Source organism: Nonomuraea africana (assembly GCF_014873535.1).
Taxonomy (GTDB): Bacteria; Actinomycetota; Actinomycetes; order Streptosporangiales; family Streptosporangiaceae; genus Nonomuraea; species Nonomuraea africana.
Window position 1 is genome coordinate 8,804,010 of the sequence record NZ_JADBEF010000001.1, and the last position, 16,978, is coordinate 8,820,987.

15 protein-coding genes are annotated in these 16,978 nt (G+C 70.4%); 9 read left to right on the forward strand and 6 right to left on the reverse strand.

Annotated features, from left to right (window positions below; translation table 11 throughout):
- Positions 1 to 416 precede the first annotated feature (416 nt).
- Both H4W81_RS42170 and H4W81_RS42175 read left to right on the forward strand, forming a co-directional pair.
- Entirely contained in the window at positions 417 to 881 is a 465-nt protein-coding gene (locus tag H4W81_RS42170; RefSeq protein ID WP_225959051.1) for a hypothetical protein, read from the forward strand.
- Positions 882 to 1,042: 161 nt separating this feature from the next.
- Entirely contained in the window at positions 1,043 to 2,332 is a 1,290-nt protein-coding gene (locus tag H4W81_RS42175; protein ID WP_192781366.1) for an LVIVD repeat-containing protein, read from the forward strand.
- A gap of 40 nt (positions 2,333 to 2,372) precedes the next feature.
- Here the strand turns inward: H4W81_RS42175 and H4W81_RS42180 are convergent, their stop codons facing one another.
- Positions 2,373 to 3,296 carry an RDD family protein gene (locus H4W81_RS42180; RefSeq protein WP_192779910.1) on the reverse strand — a complete coding sequence of 308 codons (924 nt, stop codon included), beginning with the start codon at positions 3,294 to 3,296 and terminating at the stop codon, positions 2,373 to 2,375.
- Between the two features lie 28 nt (positions 3,297 to 3,324).
- Here H4W81_RS42180 and H4W81_RS42185 point away from each other — a divergent pair, with 28 nt between their 5' ends.
- A complete protein-coding gene (locus tag H4W81_RS42185; protein WP_192779911.1) occupies positions 3,325 to 4,317 on the forward strand; it encodes a stage II sporulation protein M in 993 nt (330 codons plus the stop codon).
- Here H4W81_RS42185 and H4W81_RS42190 read toward each other — a convergent pair.
- Genes H4W81_RS42190 through H4W81_RS42210 form a run of 5 tightly spaced genes read right to left on the reverse strand, consistent with a single transcriptional unit; the run spans position 4,314 to position 9,465 of the window.
- Entirely contained in the window at positions 4,314 to 5,612 is a 1,299-nt protein-coding gene (locus tag H4W81_RS42190; protein WP_192779912.1) for a DUF58 domain-containing protein, read from the reverse strand. The genes H4W81_RS42185 and H4W81_RS42190 overlap by 4 nt on opposite strands.
- Entirely contained in the window at positions 5,612 to 6,550 is a 939-nt protein-coding gene (locus H4W81_RS42195) for an AAA family ATPase (protein WP_192781367.1), read from the reverse strand. The genes H4W81_RS42190 and H4W81_RS42195 overlap by 1 nt, the downstream gene beginning before the upstream one ends.
- A gap of 31 nt (positions 6,551 to 6,581) precedes the next feature.
- A complete protein-coding gene (locus tag H4W81_RS42200; protein WP_192779913.1) occupies positions 6,582 to 7,703 on the reverse strand; it encodes a DUF4350 domain-containing protein in 1,122 nt (373 codons plus the stop codon).
- Positions 7,700 to 8,305: a DUF4129 domain-containing protein gene (locus H4W81_RS42205; RefSeq protein ID WP_192779914.1), complete on the reverse strand. Its 606-nt coding sequence runs from the start codon at positions 8,303 to 8,305 to the stop codon at positions 7,700 to 7,702. The genes H4W81_RS42200 and H4W81_RS42205 overlap by 4 nt, the downstream gene beginning before the upstream one ends.
- Positions 8,302 to 9,465, reverse strand: coding sequence for a glycerophosphoryl diester phosphodiesterase membrane domain-containing protein (locus H4W81_RS42210; RefSeq protein WP_192779915.1), 1,164 nt, complete (start codon positions 9,463 to 9,465; stop codon positions 8,302 to 8,304). The genes H4W81_RS42205 and H4W81_RS42210 overlap by 4 nt, the downstream gene beginning before the upstream one ends.
- Positions 9,466 to 9,680: 215 nt before the next feature.
- On the opposite strand from H4W81_RS42210, the gene mtrA reads away from it, so the two are divergent.
- From mtrA to H4W81_RS42240, 6 genes are all read left to right on the forward strand, one after another.
- Entirely contained in the window at positions 9,681 to 10,358 is a 678-nt protein-coding gene (mtrA, locus tag H4W81_RS42215; RefSeq protein WP_043620615.1) for an MtrAB system response regulator MtrA, read from the forward strand.
- A 14-nt stretch (positions 10,359 to 10,372) separates the two neighbouring features.
- Positions 10,373 to 12,100, forward strand: coding sequence for an MtrAB system histidine kinase MtrB (gene mtrB, locus H4W81_RS42220; RefSeq protein WP_192779916.1), 1,728 nt, complete (start codon positions 10,373 to 10,375; stop codon positions 12,098 to 12,100).
- Positions 12,090 to 13,856: an LpqB family beta-propeller domain-containing protein gene (locus H4W81_RS42225; protein ID WP_192779917.1), complete on the forward strand. Its 1,767-nt coding sequence runs from the start codon at positions 12,090 to 12,092 to the stop codon at positions 13,854 to 13,856. Before mtrB ends, H4W81_RS42225 begins: the two co-directional genes overlap by 11 nt.
- A gap of 282 nt (positions 13,857 to 14,138) precedes the next feature.
- The gene (locus H4W81_RS42230) at positions 14,139 to 14,807 is read left to right on the forward strand and encodes a ComF family protein (protein ID WP_318782421.1); all 669 of its coding nucleotides are present in this window, start codon (positions 14,139 to 14,141) and stop codon (positions 14,805 to 14,807) included.
- Between the two features lie 589 nt (positions 14,808 to 15,396).
- The gene (gene hpf, locus H4W81_RS42235; protein WP_192779918.1) at positions 15,397 to 16,059 is read left to right on the forward strand and encodes a ribosome hibernation-promoting factor, HPF/YfiA family; all 663 of its coding nucleotides are present in this window, start codon (positions 15,397 to 15,399) and stop codon (positions 16,057 to 16,059) included.
- 184 nt (positions 16,060 to 16,243) lie between these two features.
- Positions 16,244 to 16,912 (forward strand): response regulator, encoded by a 669-nt coding sequence (locus tag H4W81_RS42240; protein WP_192779919.1) that lies wholly within the window; start codon positions 16,244 to 16,246, stop codon positions 16,910 to 16,912.
- The last annotated feature ends 66 nt before the right edge of the window (positions 16,913 to 16,978 follow it).

Below are 16,978 nucleotides of genomic sequence, written 5' to 3' on the forward strand. Positions count from 1 at the left end.
GGAGATGCCCGCTTTCGCTTGAGACGGGCCCGGGCGCTCCCGCCCGGGCGCTCTGCTTGGGAACCGCCCCCTGAAGCGCTCCCACGAAGCTTCTCCCGCGAGGTGCTCTCAGGAGAGCCTTCCGAGAAGCGCTCCGGGACTTCCGGCTCTCAGGACACCGGTTGAGATCTTCTTCCGAATGGCCTCCCTCCACAGAGACCTGTCACCAGGGGTATCCCGCCAAGGCGACCTCTTACGCGGGGTCACCCGCCAAGGCGGCCTGGCGCAACGGAGACCTGCGGACAGCGGAGACCCGTCGCCGGGTGCCCTTCCCCTTCGGGTCGCCTCCCGCCCGCGGTGGGGCCCATAGGGGAGTCGAGGGGTCGACAGCGGGGTGGCGAGAGGTGTCAATGGGGGGAACGAAGGGAGAGCGAACGATGCGCGAACCTCACCCCACCCTCCAGCGACTGGATGCCCTCGTCGGCGAATGGGAGATCTGGGTGGCCCTCGACCCCCAGCCCACCGCCGGTGGCAGAGCCGTGATGGAGTGGACGGCGGACGGCGGCTTCCTGGTCCAGCGCACGGACGCCGACCTCGCCGAGGACACCCCGCCGGAATGGCGGGCCAACTGGCCGTTCCCGGTCACCGCGATCATCGGGCTGGACGACGCGTCGGAGGAGTTCACCATGCTCTACGCCGACAGCCGAGGCGTCCACCGCGTCTACCGGATGACCTTCGACGACGGCGTGTGGCGGATCTGGCGTGCGGCGCCCGGCTTCCACCAGCGGTTCACCGGTACCCTCAGCGAGGACGGCGCGACCATCGCCTGCGCCTGGGAGCTGTCCCGTGACGGAACGTCATGGGAGCATGATTTCGACCTTACGTACAAGAAGGTCAAGTAGGGCAGGCGTATCGAGTGGGTATCGGGCGGCATGCCAGGTGACACGTGGTGACATAGTGGGTCGAGTCTGATCATTATCTCGACAGGAGGTCCCCGGTGGCGTCCAGACTCGGCCGTGTGCTCGTGCTGGCTGGTACGGCCCTGACTCTTGTGGCGGCCACGATGCCGGCACAGGCGGAGTCAGCCGACAAGATTCTCAAGAGCGCCAACGTCGAGCACGTGGCGAACCTGCCCAAGAAGGGCGCGTTCACCGGCCCGGACGCGTTCAACTCGGACCTGGCCTTCCAGGGCGACTACGCCTACCAGGGCAACTACAACGGTTTCACGATCTACGACATCAAGAATCCGGCGCAGCCCAAGGCGGTCAGCCAGGTGGCCTGCGAGGGCGCGCAGAACGACATCTCGGTCAAGGGCGACCTGCTCTTCCTGTCGGTCGACGATCCGCGCGACGACGACTCCTGCAAGAGCGACTACGGCTCGCCCACGAGCAAGAAGTCGTGGGAGGGCATCAGGATCTTCGACATCAGCGACAAGGCGCGGCCGAAGTACATCAAGGCGGTCGAGACGGCCTGCGGGTCGCACACGCACACCCTCGTGCCGGACAAGTCGGGCAAGTCGGTCTACCTGTATGTCTCGTCGTACATGCCGGCGGACATCTACCCCGAGTGCAAGCCGCCGCACGACCGCATCTCAATCGTCAAGGTGCCGCTGAACAAGCCGACGGACGCGAAGGTCGTCTCGCGGCCCGTGCTCTTCCCCGAGGGCGGCAACGAGCAGCAGAGCGGCCTGCTCCTGCCCACCAGCGGCTGCCACGACATCACGGTCTACCCCTCCAAGAACCTGGCCGCGGGCGCCTGCATGGGTGACGGCGTGCTGATGGACATCTCCGACCGCGAGCGGCCCAAGGTCACCGCGACCGTGACCGACGAGAACTTCGCCTTCTGGCACTCGGCGACCTTCAACAACGCGGGAACGAAGGTGGTCTTCACCGACGAGCTCGGCGGCGGCGCGTCGGCCACCTGCAACGCGACGATCGGGCCCGAGCGGGGCGCGGACGCCATCTTCGACATCGTGGACGGCGAACTGGTGCACAAGGCCTACTACAAGATCGGCAGGCACCAGCAGTCGTCGGAGAACTGCGTCGCGCACAACGGCTCGCTGATCCCGGTCAAGGGCAAGGACATCATGGTGCAGGCGTGGTACCAGGGCGGGGTCTCGATCTGGGACTTCACCGACTCCGCGGCGCCCAAGGAGATCGGCTACTTCGACAGGGGCCCGCTGAAGCCGCGCAACATCGCGGGGTCGTGGTCGGCGTACTACTACAACGGCCACATCTACAGCAGCGACATCCAGCAGGGCTTCGACGTGCTGCGGATCTCCGACAAGCTGACGGACCCCGCGGCCAAGGTGCGGCTGAGCGTCCTGAACACCCAGACGCAGCTGCCGTTCTGACGTAGGACCGCGCGCCGCCTCGAAGCGGGCGGCGCGCGGCTCACTGTGGAGGCGCGAACCCGCCCGGCGTGGTGCGCGGGGCGGAGGCCGGCGGAGCCGGCTGCTGCGGGGAAGGCTGTGGGGGAGCGGCCTGCGGGGCATGGGGCTGAGCGTACGGCCGGCCGTACGGCGCGGGTGGGGGGTGTGGCCCGGCCTGTGGACGAACGCCGTGGCCGGGCCCGGCCTGTGGATAACGTGCCTGGTCCCGCCGCCGGCGCTCGGCCAGCACCGCGCTCAGATAGGCGTGTGCGGGCACCCCGGGCGGCGGCGGGGGCGTCACGTACGCCGCCACCTGCGTGGCGATGCGCACCCCCATCTCGTGCTGGACGGCGGGCGACAGGTCGTGCCACCGCATCAGGTACTGCCGGGCCGCCCCTGCCACCTCTGCGGGCAGCTGCGAGAGCTCCAGCGTGCGAGCCCATCCCTCGAGAGCGGGAGGCATCATCACGGGCTGGGACATCCCGCTCGGCCCCCGCTCGGAGATCACGATCGTCCCCGCGAACACGTCACCCAGCCGCTTGCCGCGCTGCGAGATCAGCGAGGCGATGAGCGCGGGCGCGCCGAAGAAGGTCCAGAATTCCAGCACCCCCGCCAGCCCCCTGAACAGCGCCTGCCTGAACCGTTCGGGGCCGCCGTCGTCGCTCACGACCCGCAGTCCGAGGGCCAGCTTGCCGAGGCTGCGCCCCCGCGTCGCCGTCTCGAAGATGACGGGATAGCCGGCTATCACCAGCACGCTGATCAGGATCGACACCGCGGCGGCCAGGGCGGGATCGGAGATGACCGAGGAGTAGCCGACCGCGAGGAAGACGCCGACCATCAGCACGACCTGCACGAGCATGTCGATCATCAGCGCTACGGCTCGGATGGGCGGCTGGGCCACCCTGACCTCGACGACGACCGCGTCGCCTGTTACCACCTCGGACATAAGGGGAGCCTAGTGCCAGAATGTCCCGGTGGACATTGACGCCTTCGTCGCCGCGCACCGCCCCGCGTGGGATCGACTCGACCACCTGGTACGGCGGCGCAGGTCGCTGACGGGCGCGGAGGTCGACGAGCTGGTCGAGCTCTACCAGCGCGTCTCGACCCACCTGTCCATCGTGCGCTCGGGCACGCAGGACGCGGTCCTCGTCGGCAGGCTGTCCGCGCTGGTGGCGAGAGCGCGCTCGGCGGTGACCGGCGCGCACGCGCCCGCGTGGCGCGATGTCGTCAGGTTCTTCACCGTGTCGTTCCCCGTCGTGGCCTACCGCGCCCGGTGGTGGTGGCTGATCAGCGCCCTGGCCTTTGTGGCGGTCTCGTGGATCATGGGCGCGTGGGTGGCGGGCAACCCCGAGGTCCAGGCCGCCGTGGGCACCCCGGAGGAGATCAGGCAGCTGGTCGAGCACGACTTCGCCGACTACTACTCGGAGAACCCGGCCGCCTCGTTCGCCAGCAGGGTGTGGATCAACAACGCCTGGCTCTCCATGCAGGTCATCGTGTTCGCGATCTTCCTGGGCCTGCCGATCCCCTGGATCCTGTTCCAGAACGCCGCCAACGTGGGCGTCTCCGGCGGTCTGATGGCGTCGCGCGACAAGCTCGACATCTTCTTCGGCCTGATCCTGCCGCACGGCCTGCTGGAGCTCACGGCGGTCTTCCTGGCCGCGGCGGTCGGCATGCGGCTCGGCTGGACGGTCATCGTGCCAGGGCCGCGCCGCAGGGTCGACGCGCTGGCCGAGCAGGGCAGGGCGGTCATCAGCGTGGCGATCGGGCTGGTCCTGGTGCTGTTCGTGTCCGGCCTGATCGAGGCGCTCGTCACGCCCTCGGGGCTGCCGACATGGGCGCGCCTGAGCATCGGGGTGATCGCCGAGGTGGCCTTCATCGCCTATGTCGTCCACTTCGGCAGGAAGGCCTACCGAGAGGGCGAGACGGGCGACCTCGAAAGGGCGCCCGACGTGGTGCCGACGAACTAGAGCCGCCCCGCGGCCTTCAGCGCCAGGTACGCGTCGGCGAGCGCGGGCGCGAAGTCCTCGGGCAGCGCGTCCACGACCTCGACGCCGTGCCCGCGCAGCCGAGCGGTGATGCGCCTGCGCTCGGCGACGGAGCGCTCGGCCGCCGCGGCGTCGTAGACCTGCTCCGCCGTCCCCCTGCCCGCCGCCATGGCCGCGACCAGCGGGTCGGAGACGCCGGCCACCAGCAGCAGGTGCCGCGACGACAGCTGGGGCAGCACCGGCAGCAGCCCCTCCTCGAGGGCCGCGGAGTTGAGGTCGGTCAGCAGGATCACCAGCGCCCTGCGCTTGGCCCTGGCCAGGATCGCGGCCGCCATACCCGGCGCGTCGGACTCGACCAGCGAGGCCTCGACCGGCGCCATGACGTTCACCAGCGCCGACAGCAGCTCGGTGCGCGAGGCGCCCGACACCCAGGCGCGCACCGCCCTGTCGTAGGCGAGGAAGTCGACCTGGTCACCGGCCTTGGCGGCGAGCGCGGCCAGCAGCAACGCGGCGTCCATGGACCAGTCCAGCCTGGGCCATCCCGTTCCCACGCGCCCCGCGGACGTGCGCCCCGTGTCGAGCACGATCAGCACGCGCCGGTCCCTCTCGGGCCGCCAGGTCCGCACCACCACGTCGTTGCGGCGGGCCGTGGCACGCCAGTCGATGGAGCGCACGTCGTCGCCCACCACGTACTCCCGCAGCGAGTCGAACTCCGTGCCCTGCCCTCTGACCAGCGCGGGATGGTTGCCCTCGAGCTCCCGCAGCCGCGACAGGCGCGAGGGGAGGTGCTTGCGGGACAGGAAGGGCGGCAGCACCCGCACCGTCCACGGCACGCTGTGGCCGCCCTGACGCGCGGCCAGCCCGAGAGGCCCGAAGGCCCGTACGGTGACCGCCTCCGACGACCTGTCCCCGCGCCGCGTGGGCTTCAGCTCGAACACCAGCCGGCGCCGCTCGCCCGCAGGCACGTCGATGGGCACCGTCCTGGGCGACAGCCCGGCCGAGGGCTGCCACGCGTCGCGCAGCACACCGCGCACCCGCCGAGGACCGGGATTCTCCACGACCAGCTCGACCGTGGCCGTCTCGCCCAGCCGTACCGAGGCGGCCCCTGAGCGGGTGAACCGCAGCGGTCGCACCGACCCCGCGAACAGCAGGTCCACCACGATGGCGGCGGCCAGCAGCAGGCAGCCCGCGAGCACCGCGTAGCCGGGCTGCGGCACGAACAGCACCACCACGATCCACAGGGCCGCGACCAGCCCCGCCCGCCCGGTCAGCGCCATCAGCGGGGAACCGGCACGGCCGCCAGGATGCCGTCGAGCAGGCCGTCCGTGGTCGCGCCCTCGAGCTCGGCCTCGGGCCGCAGCTGGATCCGGTGCCGCAGCGCGGGCCTGGCCAGCGCCTTCACGTCGTCGGGTGTCACGTACGTGCGGCCCGACAGCCACGCCCACGCCCTGGAGGCGGCCAGCAGCGCCGTCGCGCCACGCGGCGAGACGCCCAGCTGGAGCGAGGGCGACTGCCTGGTCGCCCTGGCCAGGTCGACGATGTAACCGAGCACCTCGGGTGCCACGTGCACGGCGGCCACGGCCTCGCGCCCCGCGGCCAGGTCGTCGGCCGAGGCAACCGGCTTCACCTGCGTCAGGTCGCGCGGATCGAAGCCGCGCGCGTGCCGTTCGAGCACCGCGATCTCCTGGTCGCGCGGCGGCAGCGGCACGGTCAGCTTCAGCAGGAACCTGTCGAGCTGCGCCTCGGGCAGCTGGTAGGTGCCCTCGTACTCCACCGGGTTCTGCGTCGCGCACACCACGAACGGGTCGGGCAGCGGCCTGGCATCGCCTTCGACACTGACCTGGCGCTCCTCCATCGCCTCCAGCAGCGCCGCCTGTGTCTTCGGCGGCGTGCGGTTGATCTCGTCGGCGAGCAGCAGGTTGGTGAAGACCGGTCCTTCGCGGAAGTCGAACTCCGCGGTCTTCGCGTCGTAGATCAGCGAGCCCGTCACGTCGCCCGGCATCAGGTCGGGCGTGAACTGCACCCGCTTGAAGTCGAGGGACAGCGCCGCCGACAGCGTGCGGACCATCAGCGTCTTGGCCACGCCCGGCACGCCCTCCAGGAGCACGTGCCCCCTGCACAGCAGCGCGATGACCAGCCCTGTCACGACCGCGTCCTGGCCCACCACGGCCTTGGCCACCTCGGCGCGCAACGCGCCGAGCGCCTCGCGCGCCATGTCACCGCGCCCCGCGACGCGGGTGGTCTCCTCAGTGTTCACGAACCTGCCTCTCGATCTCGTCCAAGTATCCGGCCAGGGCCACGAGACCCGCGTCGTCGGCCGGGGGCGGGCCGTACAGCGCGGCGCCGAGGTGGCCCGGTTCCAGCCCCGTGCGTGCGGCGAGCGCCGCCACGACCTCGTCGGCACCAGGCTGCCCGCCCAGCCCCAGCCGGGGCGTCAGCCGGTCGAGGGCGCCGCCACGCAGCGCCTCCGCGGCCTGGACGCGGGCCCTGCGGGCGCGGTAGAGCCGTCCTCTGCCCTCCACGGTCTCGGCCGCCCTGACCACCACGGGCAGCCGCTCGGCCACCACGGGCCCGAGCCGCCTGCCCTGCCAGAGCGCGACCACCACGACCGCGATGGCGGCCATGAGCACCGCCCACGGAACGTTGTCGGGCATGAGCTCCCCGATGCTCCTGCCTCCCGGGCCCGCCAGCTGGTCGTCGCCAGGCCGCGGCGGCGCGGGCACCAGCCAGGTGACGGCCTTGCGGGAGCCGAGCAGGTTCAGCGCGAGCGCGGCGTTGCCGTCCTCGGCCAGGCGCTGGTTGGTCATGAACTCACCGCTGCCGAGCACGGTGACCGTACCGGCCACCGCGAGGGAGCCCGCGTAGCAGGAGTCACCGCTCGCCTTGAAGGTCAGACCGCCCAGGTAGGCGCTGCCCGCGGCGCGGGCGGCGGGCAGGCGGCAGCCGGGCTCGCGCGAGCGCAGGCGCGCCTGCCCGTCGTGCTCGACGGCGGGGGCCAGCACGTCGAGGTACGGCTGGTCGCCCACGACCACGAGGTCGCCGGAGATGTCGGCGAGCCGTTCGGCCTCGCTGTAGTCGCCGTTCCACGGCGCGCCGACCAGCAGGAGACGGTCGCCTTCACGGGCCAGGGACTCGGCGGTGGCCACCGAGTCCACCCTGTCGACGCGCACGCCCCTGTCGCGCAGCAGCTCGGCCAGCGCCCTCGAGCCGCGCAGCGAGGTGTCGTCGGGGTCGAGGTAGCGGCCCTGATCGCCGCCGGCGAGCAGCGCGCCGAACACCGCGGTCGCCACGACGAGCAGCGCGACCGCCACGGTCGCCCTGCTCCGCCGCCACAGGCCCGCCGCCGTGGGAGAGGTCGAGACGCTCACAGCGCCACCGGCCTGGCCAGGCGGAGCCGTTCGTCGAGGTCGCGCAGCATCGCGTACGCGGCGGGACTTCCCGGCACGCCGCCGTAGGTGACGTCGTCGAAGGCGCGCGCCGCCGCGGCCAGCTCCTCGGCGAAGGGCGGCAGCGACCTGCCCGCCTCCGCGGCCAGCTCGTCGGCGGTCTTGCCGGGCAGGCCGTCGATCAGCGCCCTGTCCTGCAGGTCGCGGGCGATCGCGCGGAGCCGTTCCTGGACGGCCTCGGCCCAGCGGCCCTCCGCCGCCAGCCGTTCGGCCGCCTGCCGGTGCTCGGCGGCGATCATCGCCCTGCCGCCGAACAGGTCGCCGGGCACGGCCGTCCTGGCGCGGGCCGACCTGCGCGCCAGCCAGGCCGGCACCGTGACGAGCACGACGACGACCAGGACGAGCAGCAGCGCGGCGAGGAGCGCGCCGACGGGGCTGCCGCCGGGGGCGAAGTCGATCAGGTCGCCGAGGAGCTGCTGGAAGGTGCGGTAGAGCCGGTCGAGCAGCGACTCGCGGGCGTAGCCCGGCTTGGCCAGCTCCTCGGCCGCCCTGCGCTGCGCCTCCTCACGTCCCAGAGGGGTCACGGCCTGCGGGCGTTCGACGGATGCCAGAGCTCGTCGGCCGTGGCGTGCACCCAGCCCTGCCGCTGCTGTTCGAGGGCGGCGGTCTGCAGGACCAGGTCGAAGGCCTCGCTGCGCATCCGCCTGTCGGTGTAGAGCAGCCCCGCCACGCCCGCCTGGAGCGGGTAGGTGAGCATCGCGCCGAGCGTGGTGCCGATGGCGAGGACCACGGCGACCGCGACGGTCGCGCCTGTCGACCCGCCGCTCAGCACGCTCACCACGCCGGCGATGAGCCCGAAGGGGAAGCTGATGATCATGCTGACCACCGAGGCGATGACCGTGGTGAGCAGGAGGATGCCGAACACCCGCCAGAAGTCGCCGGTCACCAGCCGCCACGAGCGGCGCATCGCCTGCACGGGGCCGAGCCCCTCCAGCACCACGATGGGAGCGGCGAAGGCGAAGCGCGTGTTGACGACCAGCGCGTAGGCGATGTAGGCGAACACGAAGAGCAGGCCGAGGCCGACCGCCGGCCCCGCCTGCCCGCCCGACGCGACGGCGATGACGACCAACACGAGCGGGATGAGCGGCAGCAGGAGGAGCCCGATGACGATGAAGGCCACCCCGAACAGCGCGGGCACCCGCGCGGAGACCAGCCGCCAGGCCTCGCCCGCGGTGATCTTCCCGCCGAAGACGGCCCTGCCGAGGATTCTGATGAGGATGCCGGTCAGGATCGTGACCGCCGCCAGGCTGACCACCGACGAGATGGCCGTCGGCACGTACTGGGCGACGGCCCCGCTCTCCAGCGCCGTCGGGTCGGCCGTCGGGTTGGTCAGGCTGCCGCCGATGGCGCTGAGGTTCAGCGCCTGCCCGATCGAGACCGGCACCGCGGCGATGGCCGCCACGATCGCCGACAGGCCGAGCACCGCTTTGGGGTTGGACCTGATGAGCTTGATGGTGCCGTCGTAGATGTCGCCGAGGCCGAGCGGGCGCAGCGGGATGATTCCCGGCCGCAGCGCGGGCGGCGGGACGTAGCCGTAGCCCTGCTGGCCGTAGGGGGGCTGGGGCGGAACAGGTTGCTGCCACGCTGACGGGTGCGGACCGCCGCTGTAGGGGGATCCGGGGGCCCGGTAGGGCGGAGGCTGCTCAGCCGACCAGCCGGGCGGCGTCTCGTGACCGTCTGACATATACCAATCCTGGCACGGTGGGCGACTCATTGGTGTAGTCGGAGTACGGGGATGGTCGAAACACGCGATTGTCTTGCACACTGAGATTGCGGGCGGTGCAGGGGAGTCTAAAATTCGGCTTTCGATGGTCTGATGGTTATGTCAGGAGCCTGGCAAGGGTAACCTTCAGCAACCGTGCGGGTATGTCCCACAATGCGTAGAACGAATGAGGGGCCATGAAAGGACGCGTGCTGGTCGTCGACGACGACGCCGCTCTCGCCGAGATGCTCGGCATCGTGCTGAGGGGTGAAGGTTTCGAACCATCCTTCGTCTCCGACGGCGACAAGGCCCTCGACGCGTTCCGGGATACGCGCCCGGATCTGGTTCTGCTCGACCTGATGCTGCCGGGGGCGGACGGCATCGACGTGGCGCGCAGGATCAGGGCGGAGTCGGGGGTGCCCATCGTCATGCTCACCGCCAAGAGCGACACGATCGACGTCGTGCTCGGCCTCGAGTCGGGCGCCGACGACTACATCGTCAAGCCGTTCAAGCCCAAGGAGCTCGTGGCCAGGGTGCGGGCCCGGCTGCGCCGTACCGACGAGCCGACCCCCGAGATCCTGCAGATCGGCGACATCACCATCGACGTCGCGGGCCACTCGGTCAAGCGCGGCGAGGAGACCATCAACCTCACCCCGCTCGAGTTCGACCTGCTCGTCGCGCTGGCCCGCAAGCCGCGCCAGGTCTTCACCCGAGAGGTGCTCCTCGAGCAGGTCTGGGGTTACCGCCACGCGGCCGACACCCGCCTGGTCAACGTGCACGTCCAGCGGCTGCGCGCCAAGATCGAGAAGGACCCCGAGCACCCGGAGATCGTGGTCACGGTCCGTGGCGTGGGTTACAAAGCCGGCCCGGCCTGAGCCTTTCCTTTCTCATGTTCCCGTCGAAGAGCAGGCAACGTCGCAGGACGATCCGCCAGATTCTGGGCGGCGTCCGGCGGCGGGCCAGACGCGCGGCGGGGATGGTCCGCCACACCTGGCGGCGCTCGCTCCAGCTCCAGGTCATCACCAGCACGCTGGTGATCTCGGTGACCGTGGTCGCGGTCCTCGGCGTCTTCCTGGTCGACCAGATCAACACCTCGGTCGTCGACAGCCGCACCCAGGCCGCAGTCACCGACGCCACGGCCGACAGAGTCGCCATCGTGGCCGCGCTCAACCAGGAGCCCGCCGCGCGCGACAAGCCCGCCGACGGCAGTCCCTCGGTCACCGAAGACCCGCTCGACCAGGCCCTCTACGACATCATCGGCACCGGTGAGAGCGGCTGGCAGAAGCGCTACCAGCTGCTCGTGCTCAACCCGACCGAGCCGGGCGGGTCGCGGGCCACGGGCCGGGTGCTGCCCGTCGACGTGCCCGCCGACCTGCGCGCGAAGCTGCAGATGAAGCGCGACAAGGGCGTGCTCAACGAACCGCAGCAGGTCAGGAAGCGCATCAAGTTCGCCGCGGGCGGCGAGCCCGAGCTGACCCTCGTGGTCGGCGCCTTCGTCCAGAACGGCTACGAGGTCTACCACTTCTTCCCGCTCACCGGCGAGGAGGAGATGCTGTCCACGGTCCGCCAGGTGCTGGTGGTCGTCGGCATCGGCCTGGTGCTGCTGCTCGGCGCCATCGCCTCCCTGGTCACCCGCCAGGTCGTGACCCCCGTACGGCTGGCCCGCCAGGCGGCGGAGCGCCTGGCCTCCGGACGGCTCGACGAGCGGCTCAAGGTCCGCGGCGAGGACGACCTCGCGCGCCTGGCCACCTCCTTCAACGAGATGGCCGCCAACCTGGCGCTCAAGATCCACCAGCTGGAGGAGCTGTCGCAGGTGCAGCGGCAGTTCGTCTCCGACGTCTCGCACGAGCTGCGAACCCCGCTCACCACCGTGCGCATGGCCGCCGACCTGCTCTACGACGCGCGCGAAGACTTCGAGCCGATGGCCGCGCGCTCGGCCGAGCTGATGCAGGCCCAGCTGGAGCGGTTCGAGTCGATGCTGGCCGACCTGCTGGAGATCAGCCGCTACGACGCCGGCGCGGCCACGCTCGACCTCGACTCCACCGACGTGCGCGACGTCGTGCTGCGCGCGGTGGGCGACTCCGAGGCGCTGGCCGAACGGCACGGCACCCGCTTCGAGCTGCGGCTGCCGAGCGAGCCGTGCATGGCCGAGATCGACAGTCGAAGGGTGGAACGGATCCTGCGCAACCTGCTGTTCAACGCGATCGAGCACGGTGAGGGGCGCGAGATCGTGGTGACGGTGGGGGCCGACCGTGACGCCGCGGCCGTGGCCGTACGGGATCACGGGGTCGGTCTGAAGCCGGGCGAGGAGCAGATGGTCTTCGACCGGTTCTGGAGGGCGGATCCCTCGCGGGCGCGCACGATCGGCGGAACCGGGCTCGGGCTGGCGATCTCCCGCGAGGACGCCATGTTGCACGGAGGCTGGCTGCAGGCGTGGGGAGCGCCTGGGGAGGGGTCGCAGTTCAGGCTCACCCTGCCCCGCACGGCGGGGGCCGTGCTCAAGGGGTCGCCGCTGTCGCTCGTGCCGCCGGAGGTGGAAATGCGGCGGACCTGGCGCGGGCACATCACGCCGGTGCTCGCACCGGCGGCGGGGGAGGGGGTGCTCCATGCGGAGTAGGAAGTTCGGCGTTCTCATGCTCGCGGCCAGCGTGGCCTGCGGCGGGTCCGCCTGTTCGGTGATCTCTGTGGGCGGGCCGCCCGAGCTGGCCAGGCCCGCCGACGCGGCGGACTCGATGACCAAGCCGTTCCAGCGCATGGTCGCCACGTCGCCCCACCCCGACTGGACGGCGACGCAGACCGTCGAGGGTCTCCTCGCGGCGATGGCCAGCTTCGACGACGTCGAGCAGAAGATCCTGCGGGAGTACCTCACCCCCGCGGCCAAGCAGGCCTGGAAGCCGGGCGAGTCGGTCACCGTGGTGGACGACAACCCCTCCGTCAAGGAGGTGCGCGAGGGCGTCGTCCAGATCGAGGCCACCCAGATCGCGATCATCCACGACGACGGCTGGTACGAGCCCAAGCGGGAGAAGTTCATCCTGAACATCCCCGTCGCCAAGACGCCGCAGGGCTACCGCGTCTCCATGCTCAGCAACGGGCTGACGCTCCTGACCGCGGCCGACGTGCGCAGGGCGTACGCACCGGCCGACGTCTACTTCCTCAGCGGCTCGGGCTCGCTCGACAACCCCATGGCCATCCCCGTCGTCGACCACGTGTGGCTGCCCGTCAACCCGCGCAGGTCGCTCGCGGAGACGATCGTCGACCGGCTGCTCGAAGGGCCCAGCGAGTCGCTCGAGGGCGCGGTCTCCACCGCGTTCGAGGGCATCAGCCTCGACCGGATCGATCCGGGCGACGAGACCGTCGTGGTCAGGCTCGAGGGCCAGTTCAAGGCCCAGCCCGCGCCCGTCGAGGCGCTGATGCGGCAGCTGCAGTGGAGCCTGCGGGACCTGACCAAGGGACGCACCATCGAGGTGCGGCTCAACGGCGAGTCCTTCTTCGAGTCGGGCCCGCTGACGATCGCTCCCAAGCAGACCGACGCGTGGCTGCGCTCGCCCGAGAGCAAGGTCTACTTCGTCCAGAACGGCCAGCTGATGCGGCTCGGAGAGAACGGCGCGGGCATCGCCTTCCCCGGGCCCGTCGGCCAGCTGGGCGACGTCTACAAGGAGCCCGCGATCACCGGCACGCCGGGGCCGCGCGAGGGCGACCCGACGGAGTACGTGGCCGCGCTCAAGAGCGACGGGCGCAGCATCTGGATCAACCGCCTCGCCGGCGACGGGCAGTGGGAGGAGGCCATCAAGGGCACCGACCTGACCGCCCCCAGCTGGAACTGGAACGGCACGCTCTGGACCGTCGACAGGATCGACGCGCAGACCTCCTACGTCCTGCGCTACGACATGTCGGCCCTGGACCAGCCGGTGACGCGCATCGCCGCCCCCGAGCTGAACGGCAAGCAGGTCAAGGCCTTCAAGGTCGCGAGGGACGGCACCAGGGTGGCCGCCATCGTGGCCGACGGCAAGGGCGTCTCCGTCATGGTCGGCGTCATCACCGGCGACAAGCTCGACCACTTCCAGACGTTGCTGACGGCGGGAGACACCGAGGAGATCAAGGACCTCGCCTGGCGCGACTCCGAGCACCTGCTCGCGCTGGGGAGCAGCAACTCGGACCGCACCCTCTCCGAGATCGACATCAGCAACGGCGCGGTGCGGCAACTTCCGGCCCACGAGCACACCACGTCCATCACGGCGTTGAACGACCGGCTGGTGGCGGGCACCGACGCCGACAAGGACGGGGGCGGCAAGGTGCTGGAGCTCGTGCAGGACAAGTGGGTCGACACCAAGGCCCAGCCGGGCACCCTCTACCCCACCTTCCCCCTCGACTGACCTCCTCTGCGGCTTCACCTGGCGGCTTTCCCGCCTCTCCCGCGCATTCGCTGCCACATCGCGCGTCACCCCCATCGCGCGTTCACCCCCTCGGGCGACTGCCCCGCCTCGCGCGTTCGTTCCCTCGGGCGATTGCCCCCGCCTCGTGCCCCCGGCAAGCCCCGCCTGGCTTCATCTCGCGCCTTGTTCCCTCGTGTGGTTCCCGGCGTTGACCTCGCACGCCCTTGGCCGGGTCTTGTGGGCGGTGCGGTTCTGTCGGTGGGGCCGGGCATCCTGGCACGCGTGCTCGACCTCCTCCTCCCCGTCCGATGCGTTGGCTGCGCCGCCCGCGGCGCGCTGCTGTGCGACGCGTGCCTGGTCGTCGCCCCCGCCGTCAGGACACCGGTCCCCGGCCCCGAAGGGCTGCCCGTCTGCTGGTCGGCGGCGCTCTACGAGGGCGCGGCCCGCGAGGCGATCCTCCACTACAAGGAGCGCGGCCGTACGGCTCTCGCCGTCCCGTTAGCCCAGGCGCTGGCCTTCACCATCGTCACCGCCATGCCCCGGGGAGCCTTCGTCGTCGTGCCGGTGCCGAGCGCCAGGCGGGCCGTACGCGCGAGAGGGCACGACCCGGTGGGGCGGCTGGCCGCGCTCGCCGTACGGCAGCTGGCGACGCTGGGCAGGGCGGTCACCCTCCGCACCGATCTCAGGCAGCACCGGAGAGTGGCGGACCAGGCGGGGCTCAGCGCCGCGCAGAGGGTCGCCAATCTCGAGTCCTCCCTACGAGTCGCGCAGGCGGGCCGCGCGCCCCTGAATGGCCGCTCAGGGGCGCCTGTGGTCCTTGTGGACGACGTCGTCACGACCGGCGCGACACTGGCCGAGGCGGCCAGGGCGGTGCGGGCGGCGGGGGCGGTCGTGAACGTCGCGGTGACCATCGCCGCGACACGCCGGAAAAACCAGGATTCGTTGAGGTGACTGAGAGTAAAGACGACGCCAAGTCTCCAGCCTCCCCGCTTCGCTACATCTCTCTTCCTCGCGCGCAGCTCATCGGGCTCGGCAGGCCCGTCTGCAAAGGGTATTCAGTCGCTAATGCGGACATCTGTTACCCCTCGTTCGAGCTTGGAAAATCACGCAAAGTGATCTTTTAGGCGATCCCCAGGCTGACATTCGGACGGGATGCGGATAGCGTTCTGACATGGCACCCGTTCGGGTCCGTGGTTGCGCAGGGTCGGGGCTCCCGGCTCTGCTAGCCGATGCCAGCCGCAGGCGAAACGGTCCACGTAAGGCGACTCTTTGTCGACTGATCACGGTGCGGCTTAGGAGTAAGTCCTGCCTTCCCGGGGGTCCAGATGTCCCCCGACCAGAAGAGAAGGGCAGTAGTGGCAAAGAGCTGCGAACCTCTCAGCAGGCGATTGTGGGGTCGAAGACCAGGTCGGCCGAGCGGGTGCCACTGGAGCCGCTGGTGATGACGTGTCGAAAGAGGGTAACGGTGGAACTAGACCTCGCCCGGCAGGCACATCGTCGGGCGCTCTGTCTCAGTCGTTAGACGAAGGGGGGCTGTTGCATGGACATCATCGTCAAGGGACGGCACACAGGAGTGAGTGACCGGTTCCGGGACCACGTGACGACCAAGCTGGCCAGGATCGAGCGTCTGGACAACAAGCTCATTCGAGTCGATGTGGAGGTGTCGAAGGAGCGCAACCCCCGTCTCGCAGATCAGCGCGAGCGCGTCGAGCTCACCATTCACTCACGAGGACCCGCCGTTCGCGCCGAGGCCTCGGCCGACGACCGATTCGCCGCCCTCGACCTCGCACTCGACAAGCTCGAAGGCCGCCTCAGGCGGATCGCGGACCGGCGCAAGGTTCATCACGGCAACCACGCGACCCCTTCCGTGGCCGAGCTGACGGCGGCGCTGGCCGACGTCTACGACACGACACCGCAGGCCGCCGCCGCTCCCGCGCAGGCGGAGCCGGAGGAGGAGGACATCCTCCCCGACGACAAGGCCTACGACGACATCGTTCCCATCGAGATGGACGGCGAAGGCCCCTGCGTCGTCCGGGAGAAGTTCCACAAAGCCGAGCCGATGACCATTGACCAGGCCCTTCTCGAGATGGAACTGGTCGGTCACGACTTCTACCTGTTCCGTGACAAGGAGAGCGGCCAGCCGAGCGTCGTCTACAGTCGGCGCGGCTACAACTACGGCGTGTTGCGGCTCGTCGAGCCGTAATGACGTAAACAAGATCCTCTCGACCACCCCAGGACCGCAAAACCCTGGCATCATGGCGGTTCAACGGCTCTGGCCCCCCACGAGGAGGAGACGTGAGCGAGCGCAGCGAGCGAGTCGAGGCGGCGCGCCCCGGCCACGTGAGCGAGCGAGCCATCAGGCAGATGCGGTCCCCCGAGGAGGCCGCATGAGCGACCCGATCCGCGTGATGATCGTTGACGATCACGAGCTGATCAGGCGCAGCCTCGCGCTGGCTTTGGCGGCCGAGGAGGACATCGAGGTGGTCGGCGAGGCGAGCGACGGGCAGGAGGCGGTCGAGCTTGCCGATCGTCTCCTCCCCGACGTCGTCCTGATGGATGTTCGCATGCCCAGACAGGGCGGCATCGAGGCGACCGGCGGCATCAAGGCGTCGGTGCCGAGCACCAGGATCATCATGCTGACGGTCAGCGACGAGGAGGAGGACCTCTTCGAGGCGATCAAGGCAGGGGCGACCGGTTATCTGCTGAAGGACGTCCAGATCGACGAGGTGCCCGACGCGGTGCGGGGGGTGTACGAGGGTCAGTCCCTCATCAACCCCGCGATGGCGGCGAAGCTCATCACCGAGTTCGCCAACATGAGCCGCAAGGAGGCCGAACGGCCACCCCAGCTGCCCGTTCCGCGACTGACGGACCGGGAGATGGAGGTGCTGCGGCTGGTGGCGAAGGGGATGAACAACCGGGAGATCGCCAAACAGCTGTTCATCTCGGAGAACACGGTGAAGAACCACGTCCGCAACATCCTCGACAAGCTGCAGCTGCATTCGAGGATGGAGGCCGTGGTCTACGCCGTCCGGGAACGCATGCTGGAGATCACCTGACAGCGGCTGTCTCGGGGAGAACCGCAGCGGCGCGGCGATCGCGTTCCGACAACCTGGGCAGCTTGG